The sequence below is a fragment of the Candidatus Allofournierella merdavium genome (genome assembly GCF_944382735.1).
Lineage (GTDB): Bacteria > Bacillota > Clostridia > Oscillospirales > Ruminococcaceae > Allofournierella_A > Allofournierella_A merdavium.
Genome location: NZ_CALWND010000003.1, coordinates 12295 through 35773 on the forward strand (window position 1 = coordinate 12295; position 23479 = coordinate 35773).

At 66.8% G+C, this 23479-nt stretch carries 19 protein-coding genes; 8 read left to right on the forward strand and 11 right to left on the reverse strand.

The window, feature by feature from the left end; translation table 11 throughout:
* Nucleotides 1-57: 57 nt before the first annotated feature.
* The 5 genes from ACH2A7_RS02580 to pth form a co-directional block, all read right to left on the reverse strand.
* Nucleotides 58-546, reverse strand: a complete 489-nt coding sequence (locus ACH2A7_RS02580) for a hypothetical protein (protein ID WP_394959772.1) — start codon at nt 544-546, stop codon at nt 58-60.
* Nucleotides 543-1322, reverse strand: a complete 780-nt coding sequence (locus tag ACH2A7_RS02585; RefSeq protein ID WP_394959774.1) for a hypothetical protein — start codon at nt 1320-1322, stop codon at nt 543-545. The genes ACH2A7_RS02580 and ACH2A7_RS02585 overlap by 4 nt, the downstream gene beginning before the upstream one ends.
* A gap of 90 nt (nt 1323-1412) precedes the next feature.
* Entirely contained in the window at nt 1413-4865 is a 3453-nt protein-coding gene (gene mfd / locus ACH2A7_RS02590) for a transcription-repair coupling factor (protein WP_394959777.1), read from the reverse strand.
* 260 nt (nt 4866-5125) lie between these two features.
* Nucleotides 5126-6151: a WG repeat-containing protein gene (locus ACH2A7_RS02595; RefSeq protein ID WP_394959779.1), complete on the reverse strand. Its 1026-nt coding sequence runs from the start codon at nt 6149-6151 to the stop codon at nt 5126-5128.
* 201 nt (nt 6152-6352) lie between these two features.
* Nucleotides 6353-6946, reverse strand: a complete 594-nt coding sequence (gene pth / locus ACH2A7_RS02600) for an aminoacyl-tRNA hydrolase (protein WP_394959781.1) — start codon at nt 6944-6946, stop codon at nt 6353-6355.
* Between the two features lie 241 nt (nt 6947-7187).
* On the opposite strand from pth, the gene ppdK reads away from it, so the two are divergent.
* The 8 genes from ppdK (at nt 7188) to ACH2A7_RS02640 (ending at nt 16642) form a co-directional block, all read left to right on the forward strand.
* Nucleotides 7188-9821 (forward strand): pyruvate, phosphate dikinase, encoded by a 2634-nt coding sequence (ppdK, locus tag ACH2A7_RS02605; RefSeq protein WP_394959784.1) that lies wholly within the window; start codon nt 7188-7190, stop codon nt 9819-9821.
* 210 nt (nt 9822-10031) lie between these two features.
* The gene (locus ACH2A7_RS02610; RefSeq protein ID WP_394959786.1) at nt 10032-10328 is read left to right on the forward strand and encodes a hypothetical protein; all 297 of its coding nucleotides are present in this window, start codon (nt 10032-10034) and stop codon (nt 10326-10328) included.
* Nucleotides 10329-10439: 111 nt separating this feature from the next.
* Nucleotides 10440-11432 carry a metal ABC transporter substrate-binding protein gene (locus ACH2A7_RS02615; protein WP_394959788.1) on the forward strand — a complete coding sequence of 331 codons (993 nt, stop codon included), beginning with the start codon at nt 10440-10442 and terminating at the stop codon, nt 11430-11432.
* Nucleotides 11433-11444: 12 nt separating this feature from the next.
* Nucleotides 11445-12161: a metal ABC transporter ATP-binding protein gene (locus ACH2A7_RS02620; protein ID WP_394959790.1), complete on the forward strand. Its 717-nt coding sequence runs from the start codon at nt 11445-11447 to the stop codon at nt 12159-12161.
* A complete protein-coding gene (locus ACH2A7_RS02625; RefSeq protein ID WP_394959793.1) occupies nt 12158-13009 on the forward strand; it encodes a metal ABC transporter permease in 852 nt (283 codons plus the stop codon). The genes ACH2A7_RS02620 and ACH2A7_RS02625 overlap by 4 nt, the downstream gene beginning before the upstream one ends.
* The gene (locus tag ACH2A7_RS02630; RefSeq protein ID WP_394959796.1) at nt 13006-13644 is read left to right on the forward strand and encodes a hypothetical protein; all 639 of its coding nucleotides are present in this window, start codon (nt 13006-13008) and stop codon (nt 13642-13644) included. Before ACH2A7_RS02625 ends, ACH2A7_RS02630 begins: the two co-directional genes overlap by 4 nt.
* Nucleotides 13645-14100: 456 nt before the next feature.
* Nucleotides 14101-14868, forward strand: a complete 768-nt coding sequence (locus ACH2A7_RS02635; protein ID WP_394960134.1) for a sulfite exporter TauE/SafE family protein — start codon at nt 14101-14103, stop codon at nt 14866-14868.
* A gap of 16 nt (nt 14869-14884) precedes the next feature.
* On the forward strand, nt 14885-16642 hold the full coding sequence (locus ACH2A7_RS02640) for an aryl-sulfate sulfotransferase (protein WP_394959798.1): 1758 nt from the start codon (nt 14885-14887) through the stop codon (nt 16640-16642).
* A gap of 103 nt (nt 16643-16745) precedes the next feature.
* On the opposite strand, the gene ACH2A7_RS02645 is transcribed toward ACH2A7_RS02640, so the two are convergent.
* The 6 genes from ACH2A7_RS02645 to ACH2A7_RS02670 form a co-directional block, all read right to left on the reverse strand.
* A complete protein-coding gene (locus ACH2A7_RS02645; protein ID WP_394959800.1) occupies nt 16746-17585 on the reverse strand; it encodes a sugar nucleotide-binding protein in 840 nt (279 codons plus the stop codon).
* Between the two features lie 183 nt (nt 17586-17768).
* Nucleotides 17769-19439 (reverse strand): ABC transporter permease, encoded by a 1671-nt coding sequence (locus ACH2A7_RS02650; protein ID WP_394959801.1) that lies wholly within the window; start codon nt 19437-19439, stop codon nt 17769-17771.
* Nucleotides 19439-20554, reverse strand: coding sequence for an ABC transporter ATP-binding protein (locus ACH2A7_RS02655; protein ID WP_394959802.1), 1116 nt, complete (start codon nt 20552-20554; stop codon nt 19439-19441). The genes ACH2A7_RS02650 and ACH2A7_RS02655 overlap by 1 nt, the downstream gene beginning before the upstream one ends.
* A 38-nt stretch (nt 20555-20592) precedes the next feature.
* The gene (locus ACH2A7_RS02660; protein ID WP_394959804.1) at nt 20593-21672 is read right to left on the reverse strand and encodes an extracellular solute-binding protein; all 1080 of its coding nucleotides are present in this window, start codon (nt 21670-21672) and stop codon (nt 20593-20595) included.
* A 65-nt stretch (nt 21673-21737) separates the two neighbouring features.
* The gene (locus ACH2A7_RS02665) at nt 21738-22451 is read right to left on the reverse strand and encodes an N-acetylmannosamine-6-phosphate 2-epimerase (RefSeq protein WP_394959806.1); all 714 of its coding nucleotides are present in this window, start codon (nt 22449-22451) and stop codon (nt 21738-21740) included.
* A gap of 162 nt (nt 22452-22613) precedes the next feature.
* Nucleotides 22614-23426 carry a MurR/RpiR family transcriptional regulator gene (locus ACH2A7_RS02670; RefSeq protein ID WP_394959808.1) on the reverse strand — a complete coding sequence of 271 codons (813 nt, stop codon included), beginning with the start codon at nt 23424-23426 and terminating at the stop codon, nt 22614-22616.
* Between the last annotated feature and the right edge of the window lie 53 nt (nt 23427-23479).

Sequence of the window (23479 nt, forward strand, 5' to 3'; positions counted from 1 at the left end):
CGGCCGCGCCCCGCGCCGCGGGGCGGCCGGGGGCCGCAACGGGATTCTCTTGCCGGCTCAGGGCAGGGTGATCCGCCCCAGGGGGATGCCGCCGGCGTAGTCCTCAAAGGCCACGTCCAGCGCGCCGCCGTCCACCTCCTCCGGGTCCACCCGGAGCGTAAGGCTCACCGGCACGGTGCAGCCCTGGGGCACCTGGGGCCGCAGGGCATAGGCGGCCTCGCTGTCCCAGGGGGCGTCAAAGCGGGCGGACCACTTGTCCCCTTTTTCGGGGGTGGCGGTGAAGGCGTACTCCTCCAGGTCCACCGGCCGCTGGCTGTGGTTGGTCAGCTCAAAGCTGACCTGGTAGTAGTCGTAGAAGCTGTCGCCCCATTCCGGGGTGTCGATGGCCTGCACGGTCATCTCCCCGGCGCTCACGTTCCAGTCGGCGGCGTAGCGCACGTCGTCCAGCTGGCGCATGCCCACCGCGAAGCGGGCCACGGCGGCCGCCAGGGCCAGCGCCGCCAGCGCCCAGACAAGATAGCCGGGCCGGGTGTTCTGCCGGTTCATTCGCCGCTCACGCTCCCCTCCTCCACGGCCAGCGGCACGCCGGTCATGGTCACTTCGCTCACGTCGTAGTTCCGGTCAAGGGCCTGCGACTGGAACCACAGGGTGTACTTTGCCGCCTCGCCGGGCACCACAAAGTACAGCCAGCCCTCGCTCATGGCGCTGCCCTGCAGGTCATAGGGGTCCATGGCGCCGGCCGCCAGCTCGGGGTAAAAACTTTCCAGGTCGTAGATCTGCAGGGCGGGATAGTAGATCTCCCCCGCCTGCAAAAACAGGTCGGTGGCCCAGGCGGACTGGTAGCCGTCCATCTTTTTGGTCTCACACCACACCCGCACGGCCACAGCGCCCTGTTCCACGCCCCGCAGGTCCGTCAGGCGCTGGGCGGCGCCCACCGTCACCTGCCGCCCGCCGGGGCCGAAGGCAAAGGCCTCGTTCTGGGCCGCGGCCTCCCGCACGGCATCCGGCACATAGGCGGCCTGTGCCTGGACCGCCCGGCTGCCGCTGCTCACCAGGGGGAAGGCCACGCACTCGGCGGCGAAGGCCAGCAGGAAGATCCCCAGCAGCACCAGGGCCGCCCGGCTCACCCGCCGGCGGGGCGGCGCGGGCGGGGCCCACAGCTCCTCCGGCGCCGGGTCGGGGGGCAGCTCGTCATAGGCCGGGGCCGCCGCGGCCTGCCGGGCCTCGGGCGGAGCCTCGTTGTAGCGGCCGCAGTGGGGGCAGATGCCGTTGTTCACCGCGGGGTCGTAGCGCAGGCCGCAATTGGAGCACAGAATGTTCATCGCCGTGAATCTCCCCTTTTTCGGCGCCCGCAAGCGCCGGCCGCCTGAAAAGCGGCGTTTTCTTTATTATATCGTCCGGCCGGCGGCATTTCAATCGTTTTGGCCGCTCTCCAGCATTGCCTCCAGCACCGCCCGCAGGGCCGTCAGCGGCGTTTCGCCCCGGTCCACCCGCACCGCCAGATAGGGCTTGGCCCCGGCGTTCACCATCACCCGGCCGGGCAGGGCCGCGGTGGCCGCCTTGATGGCGGCGGGGGTCAGCTTGTCGGAGTAGAGCAGCAGGGTGTCCCGCTTCTGGCCGATCTCGTACACCCCCGCCCTTGCCGCCGTGACCCGGATGAGGGAGATGTCCACCAGGCCCGACACGCTCTTGGGCACGTCGCCGTAGCGGTCGATCAGTTCGTCCAGCACGTCGGAGGCGTCGGCGGCGGTCTCGATGGCGGCGATGCGCTTGTAGGCCTCGATGCGCCCCGCCGCCTCGGGGATGTAACTCTCGGGGATGTAGGCGTCCACCGTGATGTCGATGAGGCAGTCCGCCTTGTCGGGCGGGGGGGCCTCGCCCTTGGCCAGGGCCACCGCACCGGCCAGGATCTTCATGTAGAGGTCGTAGCCCACCGCCTCCATGTGGCCGTGCTGGCTCTGGCCCAAAAGGCTGCCCGCGCCGCGAATTTGAAGGTCCCGCATGGCGATGCGGAAGCCCGAGCCGAAGGCGGTGAACTCCCGGATGGCGGACAGCCGCTTTGCCGCCACGTCGGTGAGGACCTTGTCCCGCCGGAAGGTGAAGTAGGCGTAGGCCTTGCGGCCCGAGCGGCCCACCCGGCCCCGGATCTGGTACAGCTGCGCCAGGCCCATGCGGTCGGCGTCCTCGATGATGAGGGTGTTGCAGTTGCGCACGTCCACCCCGGTCTCGATGAGGGTGGTGCACACCAGCACGTCGATCTCGCCGTCCAGCAGCTGCTGCCACACCCTTCCCAGCTGCTCCTCGGTCATCTTGCCGTGGGCCACCCCCACCCGGGCGCCGGGCACCATCCGCCCCACCATGCCGGCGGTGGCCTCGATGCTCTCCACCCGGTTGTGCAGGTAGTACACCTGCCCGCCCCGGGCCAGTTCCTTTTTAATGGCCCCCGCCAGGATGACCGGGTCGTACTCCATCACATAGGTCTCGATGGGCTGACGCTCCACCGGGGGCTCCTCGATGGTGCTCATGTCCCGGATGCCGCTCATGGCCATGTTCAGGGTGCGGGGGATGGGGGTGGCGGAGAGGGTGAGCATATCCACCCCGATGAAGGCTTTTTTCAGCTTTTCCTTGTGCTTGACGCCGAAGCGCTGCTCCTCGTCGATGACGACCAGGCCCAGATCGTGAAACTTCACGTCGTCGCTGAGCAGCCGGTGGGTGCCCACCACGATGTCCACCGTGCCCGCCCGCAGGCCCTTGACGGTCTCCTCCTGCTGCTTTTTCGAGCGGAAGCGGGAGAGCAGCCCCACCTGCACCGGGAAGGCCTCCATCCGGGCCAGGATGGTGCTGTAATGCTGCCAGGCCAGCAGGGTGGTGGGGGCCAGGATGGCGCACTGCTTGCCCCCCATCACACACTTGAAGGCCGCCCGCAGGGCCACCTCGGTCTTGCCCACCCCCACGTCGCCGCAGAGCAGACGGTCCATGGGCCAGGGCTTCTCCATATCCTTCTTGATCTCGGCGGCGGCGGCGAGCTGGTCGTCGGTCTCGTCGTACTCAAAACGGGTCTCGAAGTCCCGCTGCCAGTCGCCGTCCGGCGGGAAGGCGGTGCCCCGGGCCTGCTGGCGCTTGGCATAGAGGGCGATCAGCTCCTGGGCCATCTCGGCGGCGGCGGCCTTCACCTTGCGGCGGGTGCGGGTCCACTCCTGGCCGCCCAGCTTCGCCAGCTTCACCTTCTCCCCGTCGCCGGGGGCAGTGTAGCGGCTGAGCAGGTCCAGCTGGGTCACCGGCACATACAGCGTGTCGCCCTTGTCGTAGAGCAGCTTCAGGTAGTCCTTCACCACCCCCTGCACCTCCAGCCGCTGAATGCCGGTGTACATGCCGATGCCGTGGTTCTGGTGCACCACAAAGTCGCCGGGGGCGATGTCGGTGAGGCTGGAGAGGGCGTTTTTGTCCCGTTTGCGGGCGGGCTTTTTCCTTTCGCCCTCCCCCGCCCGCCGCCCGGTGAAGAGGGCGTAGCGGGCAAAGGGATACTCGGCGCCGGCGCTGGCGTGGCCGGCGCGCACCGCCACCGCGCCGGGGCTGGCCACCATGTCCCGCGCGGTGCCCGCCCGAAAGCCCTTGTTCACCAGGTCCTTGGCCAGGGCCGCCGCGGCCCGCTGGGTGCCCGCCAGCACGTCCACCGCGTAGCCCTGGTCCACCAGGGGGCGCAGGTCCTCCTCCAGGGCCGCCACCTCCCCGGAGAAGGGGGGCCGGGCGTGGGCGGGGGCGTTGATGATCTCGGTCAGTTCCAGCCCCGGCAGGGTGCGGGCGAAGTTCTCGCAGCACAGGCTCGCGTTCTTCTGGGCCGCCGCCAGCAGAAAGGGCATGTCCTCGTAGAGGGTGTCCAGCCCGGGGCAGAGCAGCCCCTCCTCATAGAGGCCCTTCAGCTCCTCGCCGCGGCGGAAGGCGGTGGCCTTCTGGGCCTCCCGGATGGCGCTGGGCTCCTCCAGCACCAGCAGCGGCGAATCGAAGTAGTCCAGCAGGGTGGCGGGCTTCGGATAGCGCAGGCCCAGGTATTTGTCCAGCGCCTCGGGCACAAGGCCCGCGTCCAGCTGGGCAAGGTCCGCCGCCATGGCCTTTTCCATCGCGGCGGCCCGGCGGCCCTTCTCCTTTGCCAGGGCGCTGCGCAGGGCGGCGGCGGTATCCGCCGCCGAGCCGAACAGCACCTCCCGGGCCGGGCTGATGTACAGCTTTTCCAGCGTGCCGTCCCGCCGCTGGCTGAGCGCGTCGAAGCTGGCCAGGATGTCGATCTCGTCCCCCCAGTACTCGCACCGGGCGGGGCTTTTGGCCTCGGGGGGCCAGATGTCCACGATGCCGCCCCGCACGCTGAACTGCCCCGGGCCCTCCACCTGGCCCCGCCGGTGGTAGCCCGCGTCAAAGAGCCGCTCCTCCAGCGTTGTGAGGGGCAGTTCCAGCCCCGGCTTTAAGGTGAGGGTGTTGCGGCAGAACTCCTCTTTGGGCATGGTGTACTGCAAAAGGGCCTCGGCGGGCACGCACACCGCCGAAAGGCGGCCGCCCACCAGATCGCCCAGCACCGCCAGCCGGCGATACTCATACTCCCGCCCGGCCCCCTCGATGGGCCGCAGCAGGAAGTCCCGGGGCGGGAACACCGCCGCCGCAAGGCCGAAGGCATTGAGGTCCGCCGCCATGCGGGTGGCCTCCGCCTCCCCCGCCGTCACCGCCAGCAGGGGGCAGCGGCTGTCGGCGGCCAGCAGGGCCAGCATCTGGGCCCGGCCCGCCGGGGGCAGGCCGAAGAGGGCCGCCGGGCCGGTGCGGGCCAGGTGGTTTTTGAGTTTTTTGTACTCCGCGGTATTTTTCAAAATGTCGAACATGGGGCGTGCGCCTTTCCGCCGGCGGGGCCGGTGCGATGGGCAGGGCGGCGGGCCCTGCGGGGGTGGCAAACGCGCGGGCGGCCCGCCGCCGTTTTGGGGCAGCAGGCAGCGTCCCGTCGGGCCCTGCCCGGCGGGGTGCGCTTTTTCTATATATCCTTAATTGTAGCGGCAACGGGGGTCGAAGGCAAGGGAGAAGCGACGGGCGGACGGCTTTTTCCCGCCGCCCGAAGAGCCGCCGCGACCCGCGCCCCCGCCGTGCCTCAGGAGGCGGGCAGCTCCAGCGCGCCCCATCTGCCCCCGGTCTTTACCCAGAGCAGGCCGCCGTATGCGGGGGCGGCGTCCTCCACCGCGCCCGGTTTCAGAAGCCAGCTGCCGTCGGCTTTCACAACGCCGGTGACGCCCTCCTGTTTCACCACGGCGCAGCCTTCGGTGAAGGGGGCGGGATACACGCCGGTCACCGGCTCCTGTTTGCCCGCCGCGGCGTTCCACTCCCAGACCACGCCCCAGAAGGCGTCGTACTGGCAGGGCACGATCTCGCTGCCGGAAGCGTCCACATAGCCCCATCTGCCCTCTTTGCACACCGCGATGGCCTCGTCGGTCCCCATGCAGGCGGCCTCATAGACGAAGTCGGTGAGCAGGGTGCCGTCGGAGGAGGCCACGGCGAACCGGCCGTCGTGTTCCAGCACAAAGTCCGACCAGCCGGCCAGGTCCTCTCCCGTCCAGTCGGCCCGCAGCGCCCCCTGCTGCACCGGGATAAGGCCGGGCAGGCCCTCGATCTCGCTCAGCGGGCGGATGTTCATGCTGGCCTCGCCGAAGCTCACCGCGCTCACCGTGCCCGCCCCGTCCGCCAGAAAGCGGTTGGAGCCGCCGCCGTGGCCCACCTCCATCCGGAAGCTGGTGCCGATGGCCTCCAGCTGGGCGTCGAGGGCTTGGGTCTGCTCCCAGTTGTACCATTTGTCCGCCTCGGCAAGGCCCGGGTCGTAGAGGTGGCCCATGCCGCAGCGGGCGGGCTGCGTCACAAAGGCCCCGTCCGCCGCCAGGGTGCCGTCGGCGGCGTTCAGCACGCCCCAGCCGGCGGCGGTCTTGGCCAGATAGTAGCCCGCCTCGCCGGGGCGGGCGCTCACCATGCCGGCGGCCACGGTGGCGGTGTCCGCCACCGGCTCCACCGCCTCGAATTCATACGTCGGCTCGATGGCCCACTCCATGCCCTTGAATCCTCCGCCGCAGCCGGCGAGGTTCACCGCCAGCGCCGCCGTCAAAGCCAGCGCCGCGAACCGCTTTTTCATGGCGCGTCCTCCTTTTTTGCCCCGCCGGGCGGGGCGTGTTTTCTCCGGATGCCGGCCCGCGGCCGGCCTGTGTTTATAAAACGAACCACCGGGGTCGTTTTATCGCAAAACGCGGCGCGGGGCGGCCTTTGGGCCCGCAAAAAAAGCGCCCCGGGCCCAAGGGTCCAAAGCGCCGCGCGGCTTGATTTTTTCTTTGCCGGCTCAGTGGTTGTAGCGGTTCTGGGCCTCGGGGAGTTTGCCCGCCAGGATCAGTTCCACCGCGTTTGTCACATCCTCCAGCCGGCCCTCGAAGGCCTTGCGGTCGTCGCCGGAAAGGCGGCCCAGCACCCAGTCCGCCAGGTCGTACTCGGGGTTCGGCTTTTCGCCCACCCCCAGCCGCACCCGGGGGAAATCCTGGCTGCCCAGCCGGGCGATGATGTCCTTGAGGCCGTTGTGCCCCCCCGCCGAGCCGGAGGGCCGGATGCGCACCTTGCCGGGGCTCTGGGTCACGTCGTCGCACAGCACGATCACATGGGCGGGGTCGATCTTGTAAAAGTTTGCCGCCGCGGCGATGCTGCGCCCCGACAGGTTCATAAAGGTCTGGGGCTTGAGCAGGATGACCTTCCGCCCGTCCACGGAAACCTGGGCGCACAGCCCCTCGAACTTGACCCGGGGGGTGGGCGCGTTCCACCGGCGGGCGATGAAGTCCAGCGCGTCAAAGCCCGCGTTGTGGCGGGTGCCCTCGTATTGTTTGCCCGGGTTGCCCAGGCCCGCCACCAGCCAGTCGGCCCCGGCGCTCTGCTTTTTGAAAAACATGGCTGCACTCTCCTTTTTTTCGGGCGGCGCGGCCCGTTCGTGTATACGTTACTCTGTTTTTTATGCCATTGCAAGCCCAAAGCCCTTTTCTTTGTAAATTTTTTGCTTAAAACATTCACAAAAACGCCGAAACCACTGGCGCTCCGGCGTTCGATTTGCTATAATATTATGCGCGTTCTATATCGTTTGGCGGGGCACCCCGCCCCGCGGGACGTGGAATTTTTTATGGAGGTCGAGAATATTGAGCAAGAAGTATCTGTACCTGTTCAGTGAAGGCAACAAGGATATGCGTGAGATCCTTGGCGGCAAGGGCGCAAACCTGGCCGAGATGACCAACGCCGGCATGCCTGTGCCCCAGGGCTTCACCATCAGCACCGAGGCCTGCACCCAGTACTACAACGACGGCCGTCAGATCAACGAGGAGATCATGGCGGACATCTACGAGTACATCGGCAAGATGGAGGAGATCACCGGCAAGAAGTTCGGCGACGTTTCCAACCCGCTGCTGGTGTCCGTGCGTTCCGGCGCCCGCGCCTCCATGCCCGGCATGATGGACACCATCCTGAACCTGGGCCTGAACGACGAAGTGGTGGAGGGCCTGGCTGCCAAGACCTCCAACCCCCGCTTCGCCTACGACAGCTACCGCCGTTTCGTGCAGATGTTCAGCGACGTGGTCATGGAGCTGAGCAAGAGCGACTTTGAGAAGATCATCGACGAGATGAAGGAAGCCAAGGGCGTGAAGCTGGACACCGAGCTGGACGCCGACGACATGAAGGCTCTGGTGGTCAAGTTCAAGGACCTGTACAAGAGCAAGATGGGCAGCGACTTCCCCTCTGACCCGAAGGTCCAGCTGATCGAGGCCGTGAAGGCCGTGTTCCGCAGCTGGGACAACCCCCGCGCCAACGTCTACCGCCGCATGAACGAGATCCCCTATGACTGGGGCACCGCCGTGAACGTGCAGGCCATGGTGTTCGGCAACAGCGGCAACAACAGCGGCACCGGCGTTGCCTTCACCCGCAACCCCGCCACCGGCGAGAAGGCCCTGTTCGGCGAGTACCTGATCAACGCCCAGGGCGAAGACGTGGTGGCCGGCATCCGCACCCCCTCCCCCATCGCGCACCTGAAGGAGCAGATGCCCGACGTGTACGATCAGTTCGTGGACATCGCCACCCGGCTGGAGAACCACTATAAGGACATGCAGGACATGGAGTTCACCATCGAGGATGGCAAGCTCTACATGCTGCAGACCCGCAACGGCAAGCGCACCGCCGCCGCCGCCCTGAAGATCGCCGTGGACCTGGTGGACGAGGGCATGATCGACGAGCGCGAGGCCGTGCTGCGCGTGGAGCCCAAGCAGCTGGACAGCCTGCTGCATCCCCAGTTCGACGCCGAGGCCCTGAAGAAGGCCGAGGTCATCGGCAAGGGCCTGGCCGCCAGCCCGGGCGCTGCCTGCGGCCAGGTGGTGTTCACCGCTGAGGACGCCAAGGAGTGCGTGGAGAGCGGCGAGATGAAGAAGGTCGTTCTGGTGCGTCTGGAGACCAGCCCCGAGGACATCGAGGGCATGGCCGTGGCCCAGGGCATCCTGACCGTGCGCGGCGGCATGACCAGCCACGCCGCCGTGGTTGCCCGCGGCATGGGCACCTGCTGCGTGTCCGGCTGCGGCGACATCGTGGTGGACTACGACAAGCAGCAGTTCACCCTGGCCGGCAAAACCTACAAGCGGGGCGACTGGATCTCCATCGACGGCTCCACCGGCAACATCTACGGCGAGGCCATCCCCACCGTGGACGCCTCCATCAGCGGCGACTTCGGCCGGTTCATGGGCTGGGCGGACGCTGCCCGTCAGCTGAAGGTGTTCACCAACGCCGACAACCCGCGCGACGCCAAGCAGGGCGTTGACTTCGGTGCCGAGGGCATCGGCCTGTGCCGCACCGAGCATATGTTCTTCGAGGCCGACCGCATCAAGGCCATGCGCGAGATGATCGTGGCCAAGACCGTGGAAGAGCGCAAGAAGGCTCTGGCCAAGATCCTGCCCTATCAGCAGGGTGACTTCGAAGCCATGTACAAGGTCATGGGCGAGCGCCCGATGACCGTGCGTTACCTGGATCCCCCGCTCCATGAGTTCCTGCCCACCAAGGAGGAGGAGATCGTGGATCTGGCCCAGGATCTGAACATCAGCGTGGAAGAGCTGCACAACGTCATCAACAGCCTGCACGAGTTCAACCCGATGATGGGCCACCGCGGCTGCCGTCTGGCCGTCTCCTACCCCGAGATCGCCGAGATGCAGACCACCGCTGTGATCAACGCCGCCATCAACGTCTCCAAGGAGACCGGCCTGAAGATCGTTCCCCACATCATGATCCCCCTGGTGGGCGAGGTCAAGGAGCTGAAGTTTGTCAAGGACGTGGTCGTGGCCACCGCCGACAAGCTGATCGCCGACGCCGGTGTTGACATGAAGTACGAAGTGGGCACCATGATCGAGATCCCCCGCGCGGCCCTCACCGCCGACGAGATCGCCACCGAGGCCGAGTTCTTCAGCTTCGGCACCAACGACCTGACCCAGATGACCTTCGGCTTCAGCCGCGACGACGCGGGCAAGTTCCTCAGCTACTACTACGACAACAAGGTCTACGAGAGCGATCCCTTCGCTCACCTGGACCAGAAGGGCGTGGGCAAGCTGGTGGAGATGGCCGCGAAGCTGGGCCGTCAGACCCGCCCCGACCTGGGCCTGGGCATCTGCGGCGAGCACGGCGGCGACCCCACCAGCGTGGAGTTCTGCCATCGCGTTGGCCTGGACTATGTGTCCTGCTCTCCCTTCCGTGTGCCCATCGCCCGTCTGGCCGCCGCGCAGGCTGCCATCAAGTACCCCCGGTAATCCCGCGGGTGCCGGCAAGGCGCACTGAATAAACCGCAACACCCCGGCGCACCGCTTTTCGCGGTGCGCCGGGGTTTTCTTCTGCCCGGTTCACCCGCAAGGGGGCGGGGGGCATGTTGACAAGCCGGCCCGGCTCGGGTATGCTGGTTTGCGGGCCTGCGGCTCATCCCCCGCGCGGCCCGCCGGACAGAGCGAAAGGAGGCGAGCATGATGAAAAAGACCCGCGTGCTGTCGTGGCTGATCGCGGCGGCGGTGCTGTTCGTCATACTCGGCTCGGTGGTTTTTCTCGCCGTGGAGGCGGGCCACGACTGTTCCGGCCACGGCTGCCCCGTCTGCGCCCAGCTGGAGGCCTGCGAAGAGGCGCTGCAAACGCTGGCGCTGGCCGCGGGCGCCGCACTGCCGGCCGCCGGGGCGGCGGCGTGGCTTTTGGGCCCGCCGCGGCTTTCGGTGCGCCCGCCGCTGCGGCCCGCCACCCTGATCACACACAAGGTAAAACTTTCGAATTGACAAGCGCAAACAAGGGAGGCAGCCGGCTGTTCACAGCCGGCCTGTTCGGCGTTGCCCCTCCCTTGTTTTTTTGCGCCCATTTTTCAATCATGTCATTCGGAGGTTCCTTCCATGAAAAGAATACTCGCTTTTTTCCTTGCCCTGGGGACCGCGGCCGGGCTACTGACAGGCTGCGGGCACGCCCCCGCCGGCGGCCGGGCCGCCGGCGCCCCCCGGCTGCGCATCGTGGCCACCATCTTTCCCGCCTATGACTGGGTGCGGCAGATCCTGGGCGAAGCCGCGGAGGGCACAGAACTCACCCTGCTGCTGGACAGCGGCGTGGACCTGCACAGCTACCAGCCCTCGGCGGAGGACCTGGCGCGCATTTCCGGCTGCGACCTGTTCGTCTGCGTGGGGGGCGAATCGGACGGATGGGTGGACGACGCGCTGCGCCAGGCGGACGCGCCGGGCAGAAAGGTCATCCGTCTGCTGGACCTTTTGGAGGACAGCGCCCTGCCCGAGGAGTGCAAGCCGGGGATGCAGCCGGAACCGGCGGCGGAGGGGGACGAGGCGGCCGGGGAGGGGCCGGAGCGGGACGAGCATGTGTGGCTCTCGCTGAAAAACGCCCGGTTCTTTTGCGAGCGCCTTGCGGACGCGCTGGCACAGCTGGACACCGACCGGGGCGCCGAGTACCGCGCGAACGCCGCCGCCTACGCCGAGGCGCTCGACGCCCTGGACGGCGAATACCGGCAGGCGGTGGACGGCGCCGCGGTCCGCACCCTTCTGTTCGCCGACCGTTTCCCCTTCCGCTATCTCACGGAGGACTACGGGCTGGACTATTACGCCGCCTTCGCGGGCTGCTCCGCCGAGAGCGAGGCCAGCTTCGAGACGGTGTCCTTCCTGGCCCGCAAAGCCGACGAACTGCGGCTGACCTGTGTGCTGACCATCGAGGGGGGCGGTCACGGCCTGGCGGAGACGGTGGTCCGCAGCACCCGGGCGAAGGATCTGGCGGTGCTGACACTGGACTCCATGCAGGGCACCACCGCCCGGGACGTGGAGAACGGCGCCACCTATCTGGCCGTGATGGAGCAGAACCTGCGGGTGCTGCGGCAGGCCCTGCGGTGAGGGAGGTGCGCCATGGTACAACTGATCTGCACCGATCTCTCGGCAGGCCATCCGGGACGGCCCGTTCTGCAGGGCCTTGACCTTCAGGTCTTTGCCGGCGATTTTCTCTGTGTGACCGGGGAAAACGGACGCGGGAAGACCACGCTGGCGAAGACCCTTCTGGGCCTGCTGCCGCCCCTCGGCGGCAGCGTCCGGCTGGGCGGCGGGCTGCACCGGCGGGAGATCGGCTATCTGCCCCAGCAGACGGCGGCCCAGAGGGATTTTCCCGCCTCGGTGCGGGAGGTCGTGCTCTCCGGCTGCCAGGGGCGCTGCGGGCTTCGCCCTTTCTACAACAGCGCGGAAAAACGGCTGGCCCAAAACGCCATGGAACAGCTGCGGATCGACCACCTCGCGGGGCGCTGCTACCGGGCCCTCTCCGGCGGCCAGCAGCGGCGGGTGCTGCTGGCCCGGGCGCTGTGCGCCGCCCGCGGCCTGTTGTTGCTGGACGAGCCCGCCGCCGGCCTGGATCCGGAGGCGGCCGCCCGGCTGTACGACCTGATCGGCCGGCTCAACCGGCAGCAGGGCATGACCGTGATCATGATCTCCCACGACACAGACGCCGTTCTCCGGCACGCCAGCCGTGTGCTGCATCTGGGGGAGGCCCCCTTTTGCGGGTCCCCGGATGCGTTCCGGCAGCGCGTTGGCCCCGCCATTTTCGCCGGGCAGGCAGAGGGAGGCGAGGCCCTGTGACCGCGCTGTTCGCGAAACTCGCCTTTTACTGGTCTTACCCCTTTGTCCGCTGCGCGTTGGCCGCCGGCGTGCTGATCGCGCTGTGCTCCTCCCTGCTGGGGGTCACCCTGGTGCTCAGGCGCCTCTCCTTCATCGGGGACGGCCTCTCCCATGTGGCGTTTGGGTCCATGTCCGTGGCCGCGGTGGCGGGGCTGGCCGACCGGATGCCCCTGACCCTGGCCCTGACGATGGTCTGCGCCGTCCTGCTGCTGCGCTCCGGCCATAGCGCCCGGATGCGGGGGGACGCGGCCATCGCCATCCTCTCCGTCGGATCGCTGGCCGCCGGCTACCTTCTGATGAACCTGTTCGCGGCGTCCTCCAACCTCTCGGGCGACGTGTGCACCACCCTCTTCGGGTCCACCTCCATCCTGACGCTGACCCCGGCGGAGGTGTGGCTGTGCGCCGGGGCGGCGGCTGTTGTGGTAACGCTGTTCCTGCTGTTTTACAACAAACTCTTCGCGGTGACCTTCGACGAGGATTTTTCCCGGGCCGCGGGCGTCGGCACAAAGCGGCTGGACCTGCTGATGGCGCTGCTCTTCGCGGCGGTCATCGTGCTGTCCATGCGGCTGGTGGGCTCCCTGCTGGTCTCGGCGCTGGTGGTCTTTCCCGCCGTCTCCGCCATGCAGGTGTTCGGCAGTTTTCGCGCCGTCACCGTGGGCGCCGCGGCGCTGTCGGTGACCTGCGCCGCGGTGGGGATCCTCACCGCCGTTCTCGCGGGCACGCCGGTGGGAGCCACCGTTGTGGCGGTGGAACTGGCGGCCTTTTCGCTCTTCTGGGCAGTGGGGCGGATGCGGGGAGGTGCCGCATGAGCAAAACCGCCTGTGCCCTGCTGCTGGCTGTGTGGCTGGGCGCGCTGTGCTGTGCCTGCGGGCGAACGCCCGCGGCGGGCGCCGCGCCGCCCCCTGCCGCCAGCGCCGCGCCCACCCCCGCGCCCGCCCCGCCTATGGAGCAATCCCTCCGCCCCGCGCCCGCGGCCCCGGCGCCGCCCGAACCCGCTCCTCCGACTGCGGAGGAGCCCGCGCCGTCAGACCCCCCGCCCGGCTCTCCGCCGACCGCGGAGGAGCCCGCCCCCGCCGCGGAAGGCGTGCCGGAGAGCGCTGCGCCCGCCGATGTGGACCTGACGCCCCTGAGCGCTGTGGCCGCCTATTCCGAGATTTTCAACATGGTCATGTCCCCGGAGGCCTACAACGGCAAGACCGTGCGGATGCGGGGCCGGTTCATCCTGTACGAGGAGCCGGAGACGGGGGTCCGCCACCTGGCCTGCGTCGTTGCCGACGCCGGCGGCTGCTGCGCCCAGGGGTTCGAACTTTTCCTCTCCGACCCGGACGCCTGCCCCGACCCGGACACCACCGTCACGGTGCAGGGGACCTTTGAGGCCAGTGAGCAGGACGGCATCCCCTCTGGCCGGCTGACCGCCGCGCGGCTGCTGGACCCCGCCCTCTGACGGCGCAAAAAGGCCACGGGCAGCATTCCCATCCGCCGGGGCGCGCCCCCGCACCCCCGCGCAGCGGCGCGACCCGTTCCGCCCGCCGCGACCGTTCGCACCGAACACCGCCGCCCGGGCCGCCATCAGGCGCCCACGGTAGTCCCGCGGGCGCCTGCAGGGCGCACTGAATAAACCGCAACACCCCGGCGCACCAGCAAAAACGGCGCGCCGGGGTTGTTTTCCCCTGCCGAGGCTCCCCTTCTGGGCGGAGCCTCTCTTTTTGTCCCAAACTTTTTTCGCCATGCATCCGAAAGCGTGGTATAATCGCCCTGTGAGCATGACGGCGGAAGGGCCGCGCCGGCAGCCTTGTTTTGCGCGGGGCCGCGCCGCCTTTAGCCCCGGTTAAGCCGTCTCTGGTATCGTGGAGTTACCCCACACATCCTCCCTGAAAGGAAGTTCCCTGTTTTGAGCGCGATTTTGTATGAGATCCTGGTCTGTTTCCTGGCGGGCGCGGGGGCGGGCCTGGGCACCGGCTTTGCCGGGCTGAGCGCCGCCACCGTGATCACCCCCATGCTGGTGACCCTGCTGGGCATGCCCGCCTACCAGGCCATCGGCATCGCCCTGGCCAGCGATGTGCTGGCCAGCGCCGCCAGCGCCCGCACCTATGCCAAAAGCGGCGCCATCGACATCCGGCATGGGCTGGTGATGATGGCCGGCGTGCTGACCATGACGCTGGCGGGCAGCTGGCTGTCCACCTTCCTGCCGGACGCCACCCTGGGCGGCTTTTCGGTGGTGATGGCCCTGCTGCTGGGGCTGCGGTTTCTCTTCTTTCCCATCCTGGCGCCCGCGAACAGCGGCGGCCCCGGCGCGGCGAAACGCCCGGTGTGGGTGAGCGCCGCCGGCGGCGGGGCGGTGGGCCTTGTGTGCGGGGTGTTCGGCGCCGGGGGCGGCATGATGATGCTGATGGTGCTCACCTTCCTGCTGGGCTACGAACTGAAGACCGCGGTGGGCACCAGCGTCTTCATCATGACCTTCTCCGCCCTGCTGGGCGCGGTGAGCCACTTTGCCCTGGGCAGCGCGCCCGACCCCATCCCCCTGGCGCTGTGTGTGGTGTTCACCCTCCTCTGGGCCCAACTGGCCGCCCGCATCGCCACCCGGGCCGCGCCCCTGCTGCTGAACCGCCTCACCGGCGCCATCCTCACGGCCGTGGGGCTGCTGTTGCTGGTGCTGAATCTGGTGTAAAACAGGAGGACTCCCCATGAAGACCAAGTTCAACTGGAAATGGCTGGCCCTGGCCGGCGCGGTGCTGCTGATGCTGGCATTCCTCACCCCCCTGGTGGTGGTGCAGGTGGCCAAGGCCTTCACCGCCCGGGAGCAGGCCGCCCGCACCGACTGGACCTTTTCCACCGGCGACGTGGTGGCCCAAAGCAGCCAGTGGCAGGTGGATCTGGCCGAGGCGGACCTGGGCGGCGGGCTGAAAGCCCTGCAGCTGGTGCCTCAGGACATCGGGCAGGAGGATTTCACCTACTACGACCTGGAGGTGCAGCAGCGGTTGCGGCAGGTGGTGGAGGAACTGAAACACAACGCCGACCTGGAGTGGACCGCCTCCATGCCCCTGGCCATCCTGAACCCCTATGGCACCGGCAGCAACGGCCTGTACCTCTATTTTGAGACCGAACTTGCCACCGCGGTGAGCTACACCGTGCGGGTGGAGGGGCTGGCGGACTTCACCGCCCGGGCGGCGGACATCTCCGGCAAAGAGTACACCCGCACCCACGAATTCCAGCTCATCGGCCTGGTGCCGGGGGAGGTGAACGAGGTCACCCTCACGGTGGAGGGCAGCTGGGGCAACACCCGGCAGACCATCCGCTTTTCGGTGGAGATGCCCGAGGCCCGCTCGGGTTACGCCACCCGGCTGGAGGTGACCGAGGGCGGATCCGACGCCGCCCAGGCGGACGGGCTGTTCGCCATGATGCGGGTGAACGGCTACCTTGGCTACGGCTTCTTTTTCGACAACGACGGGGTGCTGCGCTACGAGATGGTGCTGGAGGGCTACGGGCTGGACCGGCTGCTGTTCTGCGGCGACGAGATCCTCACCTGCATCTCCTCCTCCAAGCTGGCCCGCATCGACGGGCTGGGCCGGGTGACCTGGGTGTGCGACCTGGGGAACTACGACCTGCACCACGACATCGGCCTGGGGACCGACGGCGAGGTGCTGGCCCTGGCGGAGGAGCGGGGGTGCGAAGCGGTGGAGGACCGGCTGCTCTCCATCGACACCGTCACCGGCGAGGTGACCGAACTCATCGATTTCAGCGTCCTGCTGAAGGACTACTACGACGTCACCCGCCCGGTGGGCGCCGACGACGACTTCTTCTGGCAGGCGGGCGAGCGGGACTGGATCCACCTGAACAGCCTGCAGTACCTGCCCGGCGCCGACAGCCTCATCCTCTCCTCCCGGGAGACCTCCGCCATCCTGAAGGTGGCGGACCTCCACGGCGCCCCCGCGCTGGACTGGCTGGCGGGGGATCAGCGGGTCTGGGCGGACACCGCCTACGCGGACGCCTGCCTGGAACAGGACGGCAACTTTGTGCCCCAGTACGGCCAGCACTGCGTGGAGTACTACGCCGACGGCGGGCAGGACGGGGTGTACTACCTGTCCCTTTTCAACAACAACTACTGGTCCATCAACAGCCGCGACCTGGAACTGCCGGTGGCGGACAGCGTGGGCACCGGCCTCTATGACACCGACGTCGCCAGCCAGGTGTACATCTACCGCATCGACGAAAACAAGCGCACCTTCTCGCTGGAGGAAAGCTTCGAGGTGCCCTATTCCAGCATCGTGTCCAACGGCTCCCTCTGCGGCGAGGGCGGCAACTGGACGGTGAACAGCGGCGTGGCCATGGTGTTCGGCGAGTACGACCAAAGCGGCGTGCTCATCCGGCAATACGCCTACGAGTGCACCATGCAGAACTACCGCACCTTCAAGTACGAGATGCCCCTGTGGTTCTGCGATTAAAAAATCGGGGGACGCCTTTCATAAAAAAGGCGTCCCCCGCGGTGAAGGGCCGGCGCGCCGCTCCCCTCTCGGGAGGGCGGCGCGCCGGCCCTTTCTCTTTGTCTCATTGCGGACCAAGGGCGGCGAGGCAGCGGGCAAAGCCCGCCGCCGTGTCGTCGAACGCCGCCCCCAGCCGCCGGGCCCTGCCCCCGTCCATGGCCAGGCACCGGGCCCAGTCCGCCGCCTCCACCGGCGGCGGGTCCAGGCCCAGCAGCCGGCAGAACTCCAGGGCGGTGGCATACATGTCCCGGCTGTTCTCGCTGCCGAAGTTGTACACGCCCCCCGGCCAATCCAGGGCGGCGGGCAGGTTTTCCACCGCCTGCCGCACCCAGGTGACTCCCCGCACATCCTGGGTGGAAAAGGCGAGTTTTGTGCCCTCGGCGGCCGCCGCCCGCAGGTTGAGGGGCAGGTTGCCCCGGATGGGCAGCCCGCCCCCCGGCAGGTCGTACATCCAGGTGGCCCGCAGCAGCACCGCCGTGTCCAGTTCCTCCAGCACCCGCAGTTCCGCCTCCCGCTTGTGGCGGCCGTAGACATTCGCGGGGCGCAGGGGCGTTGTTTCGTCAAAGGGGCCGGGGCCCTCCAGCCCGGCGTAGACCTGGTCGGAACTGAAGGCCGCCAGCTTCGCCCCGGCGCGCCGGGCCGCCCTGGCCAGCCACACCGGCACCAGCACATTGGCCCGAAAGGACTCCTCCGGATGCTGCTGGCAGTATCCCGTGTCCGAGATGGCCGCCGTGTGCAGGATGGCGTCGGGGGCGGCCGTTTTCACCAACCGCTCCACCTCCCGCTCTCCCGCTGTGCGCAGCGCGCCGGCGGGGACGGCCACCAGTTCCAGCCGCCCGCCCAGCTGCGCCATGATGCGGGCGCCCACAAAGCCGCCCGCGCCGGTGACCAGCACTCGCTTCATCCCCATCCCCGCCTTTCCCTTTGTGCCATTATAGCACAAAACGGCGGTCTGTGCTGCCGCGGCGCCCCTTCCGTGCGGGGCGGCCCCTGTCGTCGCGGCCGGCCGCCTCTTTTTTGCGGGCCGCCGGCACACAAAAGGCGCCCCTGTCCCGATGCCCGGGACAGGGGCGCTGTTTTGTGTTTGTCAGAAGGTGATGTTCTTGTTCTTGGAGAACTTGATGAAGAGCAGCAGGGAGATGGTGGTCATCACCGTGAGCACACAGGCCATGGCCGCCGCCACACCGTAACTGCCGCGGGATACATAGGTGTAGATCTGGATGGTCAGGGTGGTGGTGCGCCAGTTGTACAGCAGGATACCGGTGGACAACTCGGTGATGATGGAGATCCAGCTGAGCAGCGCGCCGGAGATGATGCCGTTGGACATCATGGGCATAGTCACCTTGAAGAATGCCTTCATCTTGGTGCTGCCCAGGGAGATGGCCGCCTCCTCAATGGACATGGGGATCTGCTGCAGGGTGGCCACCGAGGAGCGGATGGTGTAGGAATTCCGGCGGATGACCAGCGCCACGATCATGATGGTGGCGGTGCCCACCAGCACGATGGGGCCGCTGCTGAAGGCCATGATGAGGGCGATGCCCACCACCGAGCCGGGGATGACGTAGGGCACCATGGAGAGGGTGTCGATGAACTTGCTCACCACGTTGCTGCGGCGCACCACCAGGTAGGCCACCAGGATGGACAGCGCCACAATGATGAACAGCGCCACACCGCCGATGAGGAAGGTGTTGGGGATGGCGTTGCCCAGCTTGGAGAACGCGTCGGTGTAGCTGGCCAGGGAGTAGCCCTCCACAAACAGCTTGCCGGAGGTGTTCTGGAAGGAGGTGTAGATCACATACAGCTGGGGCGCGTAGGCCACCGTGACCACACCGTAGCAGAACACATGGATCAGCACACCCCGCACGCCCTTGGCCTTTTTGCGCTCGATGGGGTGCAGCGCGTTCATGGTGAACTGGAACTTGCTGTTCACGAACCGCTGGAACAGGAAGATGATGGCGGTGATGATGATGGCGATCACGGCCACCGCCGAGGCGAAGTGGGTGTCGCCGCCGGTCTCACTCATGAAGGAGTTGTAGATCTCCACCGGGAAGGTGCGGTAGCCCTCGCCGATGAACAGCGGGGTGCCGAAGTCGGCGAAGGCCCGCATGAACACCATGAGCATGGCCGCGATGATGGTGGGCGCGCACAGCGGGATGATGACGGTGAAGAACCGCTTCACACCGGTGCAGCCCATGTTCTCGCTGGCCTCCAGCAGGGTGTTGTCCACGTTTTTCAGCGCGCCGGACACATACAGGAACACCAGCGGATACAGTTGCAGGCACAGCACCAGCAGGATGCCGCCGAAGCCGTAGATGCTGGGCATCTGGAAGCCTGTCAGGTCCTTGATGAAGTTGGTGATCAGGCCGTTGCGCCCCAGCAGCAGGATCCAGGAATAGGCCCCGATGAAGGGGGCGGACATGCTGCACAGGATGATGATGATCTGCAGGAAGCGGGCGCCCTTGATCTCATACATATTGTAGAAGTACGCCAGCGGCACGCCGATGACCATGGTCAGGATGGTGGCGCTGATACTCACCGCAAAGGAGTTGAGGATGGTGCCCAGATAGTATTGTTTGGAGAGGAATTTGACGAAGTATTCCAGTGTGAACTGGCCGCCGTTGCCGATCACTGCGTTGCGCAGCAGCATGAACAGCGGATAGATCATGAAGAGTGCGTAGAGCGCCAGGATGACCACCGAGATGGCCATCCAGACGTCCCGGCGGGGCTTCGCCCGCCCGTCGCTGAGCCGGCCTTTCATCACACCACCCCTTCAAGACGGTTTTCGTTGACCGTGAGGGTGTGGGCGCCGTCGGCGGTAAAGACGTTGATCTTGTGGGTCTTCACCGCCAGCTTGATGGCCGTGCCCTTGGGCACCGACTGCTCGATCTCCGACTCCATCACGATCTCCACCTTTTCACCGCTGTCCAGGTGGACGAAGTAGTGGGTGTTCAGGCCCAAAAAGACGCTGTCGTCCACCGTGGCGCTCACGCCGGGGGCGGAGGCGTCCCGCTGGATGACGAACTCCTCGGGGCGCACCGACACCTTCACCGGCTGGCTCACCGCCGCCGGGTCGATGTTGTCCAGTTCCACCGTGTGCCCGTCGGCAAAGGTCAGGGTGCCCTTGCCGCCCGCGCACTCCAGCTTCGCATCCAGCACGTTGGTGCGGCCGATGAAGGTGGCCACGAACAGGTTCTCCGGCCGCTGGTACAGGTCGCGCGGGCGGCCGATCTGCTGGATCACGCCCCCGTTCATCACGGCAATCCGGTCGGAGACCGCCATGGCCTCCTCCTGGTCGTGGGTGACGTAGACGGTGGTGATGCCGATGCGGTTCTGGATCTCCTTGATGGCGGTGCGCATCTCCACCCGGAGTTTGGCGTCCAGGTTGGAGAGGGGTTCGTCCATCAGCAGCACGTCCGGCTTGATGACCAGCGCGCGGGCCAGGGCCACGCGCTGCTGCTGGCCGCCGGAAAGGCGCTCCGGCATGCGGTCGCGGTACTCGTCGATCTGCATCAGCTTGAGGAACTCGTCGGTCTCCTTTTCACACTGGTCCTTGGGCACCTTGCGGTTCTTCAGGCCGAACGCCACGTTGTCCTTCACCGTCATGTTGGGGAAGATGGCGTAGTTCTGGAACACCATGCCGATGTTCCGCTTGGCGGGGTCCATGTCGTTCACGCGGCGCTGCCCAAAGAAGAAGTCGCCTCCCTCGATGGAGTTGAAGCCGGCGATCATCCGCAGAAGGGTGGTCTTTCCGCATCCGGAAGGGCCAAGGAGGGTGAAAAATTCACCCTCCTTGATCTCCACGGAAAGATCCTTGATCACGGTGTTCTCGCCATAGCGCTTGACCGCGTTTTTGATCCGAATGTCAACACTCATTTCTCTCTCCATGATCTCAGATTCCGTGTCGGTTTGCGTCAGCCGGTGACCAGTTCCATCCAGCGCTCCTGCCACTGGGGCTGCATCTCGGCGCAGTACTCGATGTCCTCATAGGCCACGTTGATCTCCGAGAAGGGAGGCATGTTGGGGCTGGTGTTCTCCACGCTGGTCAGCACGGGGCGGATGGAGGTGTCGGCATAGCACTCCTGGCCTTCCTGGGAGATGAGGAAGTCCACGAATTTCTTGGCGTTCTCCTCGTTCTTGCAGCCGGCCACGATGGCCACGCCGGCGGGCAGCCACACCGCGCCCTCTTCGGGGTAGACCACCTTCAGGTTGGTGGCGCCGTCCTCCAGCAGGCCCACGCAGGGATCTTCATAGGACACGCCCACGGCGTACTCGCCGTCCGCGGTGGCCTTGTAGATCTGGGAGGAGGAGGACAGGATGGAGCCGTCCAGCTGGTCGACGAACTGGCCCACGAACTCCCAGGCCTTCTCGTCGTAGGGCTCGTCGCCCATGACCAGCAGCATGTTGGTCAGCTCGGCCCAGGCGCTGGAAGAGGCGGTGGGATCGCCCATGGCGATGCGGCCCTTCAGCTCGGGACGGAGCAGGTCCTTGTAGCCGGTGAACTCGTTGGGATCGAGGCCGATCTCCTCAAACACGTCCAGGTTCAACAGCAGCGCCGCGCTGCCGGACAGCTTGGTGTTGGTGAAGTAGCCGGTGGAGTTCTGGTAGGCCTCGGGGAGGTTGGCGTCGTTGGGCGAGACATACTCCATGTACAGGTCGGGGTGCTCGGTGTAGTAGGCCATGTTCACCGCGCCCCAGTTCACGTCGGCCTGGGGATTGGCCTTCTCGGCCTCCAGTCGGGCCAGCACGTCGCCGGTGCCCATGGACTGCAGGATCACCTTGATGCCGGTGGCCGCCTCAAAGGCGGGGATCACCGCGTTGACCTCGGTGTCGGAGTTGGGGGAGTAGACCACGACCTCGCCGCCGGAGGCGGGGGCCGCGTCGCCGCCGCTGGTGGCGCCGGAGCCGCCGGTGCTGGCGGGGGTGGAACCGCAGGCCGCCAGGGACACGACCATGGCTGCCGCAAGCAATGCACTGAAGATCCTCTTTTTCATTGTATGTATCCTCCTTTGTTTATAGCTCGAGCGCTTCTCGCTCGTACCATACTGTTGAAAGCCCCTCAGCCGTGGGCTGTGCCCGCCTTTTCCACCTCGCTCACGAAGCGTCGGGCAATCTCAAGCGGGCGGGTGATGGCACCGCCCACCACCACCGCCAGCGCGCCCAGCTCCAGCATGGCGCGGGCCTGTTCGGGGGTGTGGATGCGGCCCTCGGCGATCAGCGGCGCCGGCACCTGTTTCACGATCTGCCGCGCCAGTTCAAAGTTCGGCCCGTCCAGGGGCGTGTCCCCCTTCACATAGCCGTTCAGGGTGGTGCCCACAAAGTCCGCGCCCTCCTGGGCGGCCATCACCGCGTCCTCCAACGAGGAGCAGTCCGCCATGAGCAGCTGGCGGGGATACTTGGCCCGCACCTGCGCGAGGAACTGCCGGGATGTGAGCCCCCCGGGATGGCTCTGGCGGGTGCAGTCCAGCGCGATGATCGGGCAGCCGGCGTCCACCAGCTGATCCACCTCGTCCATGGTGGGGGTGATGTAGGCCTCGCTGCCCTCGTAATTCTTCTTGATGATCCCGATGAGGGGCAGGTCCACCCGGGCCATGATGTCCCGGATATCCCGCAGGCCGTTGGCCCGGATGCCCACGGCCCCCGCCCGCCGGGCGGCTTCGGCCATCAGCGGCATCACACCGCCCTCCGGGCGATAGAGCGGCTCGCCCGGCAGCGCCTGGCAGGCGACGATCAGCCCCCCGCGAATGCTCTGGATCAGCTCATCTTTTTCCATTTTGAAGGAACACTCCAGTTTCTTTGTTAATTTCGAAATTTTGCTCCATCTGTTTTTACTTTACCACACTCTTGGGGCAATGTAAATGCTTTGCATAAAAAAAGACAACCGGAAGCGGATTTTTCGTCTAAATCCACAACCGGCTGCCCAAAATATTGTAATTTAAAACTTTTTTGTGAGGATCGCCTCGCCGATGTTTTCCTTCAAACGGCTGATCCGCCCGGCGTTGCGCCGGGTATATTCCCGCTTTAAGCAGTCCAGCACATAGATCTGGCTGATCAGGCCGGTGATGCGCCCGCCGTTGATGATCTCCTCCTTGGCGGAAGTTTGCAGCACGATGTCGGAGATGCGGGCCAGGTGGGAGTTCACATAGCTGGTGACCGCGATGATCTTTGCCCCCTGCTGTTTTGCCAGCTCGGCCGCCTCACAGGTGTCGCGGGTGTTGCCGGTGAGGGAGAACACCACCACCGTGTCCCGGCTGCCCATGGCCGCGGCGGCGATCATCTGCATATGCCCCTCCTGGATGGCGTGCACCGGCTTGCCCATGCGGATAAAGCTGTTCTCGCCGGTGACGGCGGCGATGCCGCTCACCGACACCCCGAAAAAATAGACCTGGTCGCTCTGCTCCAGCAGGTCCACCGCCTGCCGCAGGCGGCCTGCGTCCGCCAGGGAAGCGGTGTTGCGCACCACGTCCACGAACTCCTGCTCCACTGCCACGGAGAGCGAGCCCTCCTGCGGGCGCTTTTCCTCGGCGGACTTGGCGATGCTGAGTTTCAGATCGATGAGCTTTTTGACGCCCAGCTTGTTGAGGAAGCGCACCACGCTGCCCTCGGACACGCCCGCCCCCTCGGCGATGTCCGCCATGGTCATGTTGGTGGCGTTCTGCTGCTCCGCCAGGATGAACTGCGCCACCTTTTTTTCGGTTTTGGTGTATTCCGGCCACAGTGCCTGAATGGTGTGGAAGATGTTGGTCATCCTTCCGCCTCCCTGTTCCCGCCTGCCGGCGGTGGTTCTGTTTCCCATAGTAA

Bases quoted from the DNA above. Each gene is read 5' to 3' on its own strand.
- ACH2A7_RS02580 (WP_394959772.1), bottom strand. From the start codon at position 546: ATGAACCGGCAGAACACCCGGCCCGGCTATCTTGTCTGGGCGCTGGCG.
- ACH2A7_RS02585 (WP_394959774.1), bottom strand. From the start codon at position 1,322: ATGAACATTCTGTGCTCCAATTGCGGCCTGCGCTACGACCCCGCGGTG.
- mfd (WP_394959777.1), bottom strand. From the start codon at position 4,865: ATGTTCGACATTTTGAAAAATACCGCGGAGTACAAAAAACTCAAAAAC.
- ACH2A7_RS02595 (WP_394959779.1), bottom strand. From the start codon at position 6,151: ATGAAAAAGCGGTTCGCGGCGCTGGCTTTGACGGCGGCGCTGGCGGTG.
- pth (WP_394959781.1), bottom strand. From the start codon at position 6,946: ATGTTTTTCAAAAAGCAGAGCGCCGGGGCCGACTGGCTGGTGGCGGGC.
- ACH2A7_RS02610 (WP_394959786.1), top strand. From the start codon at position 10,032: ATGAAAAAGACCCGCGTGCTGTCGTGGCTGATCGCGGCGGCGGTGCTG.
- ACH2A7_RS02615 (WP_394959788.1), top strand. From the start codon at position 10,440: ATGAAAAGAATACTCGCTTTTTTCCTTGCCCTGGGGACCGCGGCCGGG.
- ACH2A7_RS02620 (WP_394959790.1), top strand. From the start codon at position 11,445: ATGGTACAACTGATCTGCACCGATCTCTCGGCAGGCCATCCGGGACGG.
- ACH2A7_RS02630 (WP_394959796.1), top strand. From the start codon at position 13,006: ATGAGCAAAACCGCCTGTGCCCTGCTGCTGGCTGTGTGGCTGGGCGCG.
- ACH2A7_RS02640 (WP_394959798.1), top strand. From the start codon at position 14,885: ATGAAGACCAAGTTCAACTGGAAATGGCTGGCCCTGGCCGGCGCGGTG.
- ACH2A7_RS02645 (WP_394959800.1), bottom strand. From the start codon at position 17,585: ATGAAGCGAGTGCTGGTCACCGGCGCGGGCGGCTTTGTGGGCGCCCGC.
- ACH2A7_RS02650 (WP_394959801.1), bottom strand. From the start codon at position 19,439: ATGAAAGGCCGGCTCAGCGACGGGCGGGCGAAGCCCCGCCGGGACGTC.
- ACH2A7_RS02655 (WP_394959802.1), bottom strand. From the start codon at position 20,554: ATGAGTGTTGACATTCGGATCAAAAACGCGGTCAAGCGCTATGGCGAG.
- ACH2A7_RS02660 (WP_394959804.1), bottom strand. From the start codon at position 21,672: ATGAAAAAGAGGATCTTCAGTGCATTGCTTGCGGCAGCCATGGTCGTG.
- ACH2A7_RS02665 (WP_394959806.1), bottom strand. From the start codon at position 22,451: ATGGAAAAAGATGAGCTGATCCAGAGCATTCGCGGGGGGCTGATCGTC.
- ACH2A7_RS02670 (WP_394959808.1), bottom strand. From the start codon at position 23,426: ATGACCAACATCTTCCACACCATTCAGGCACTGTGGCCGGAATACACC.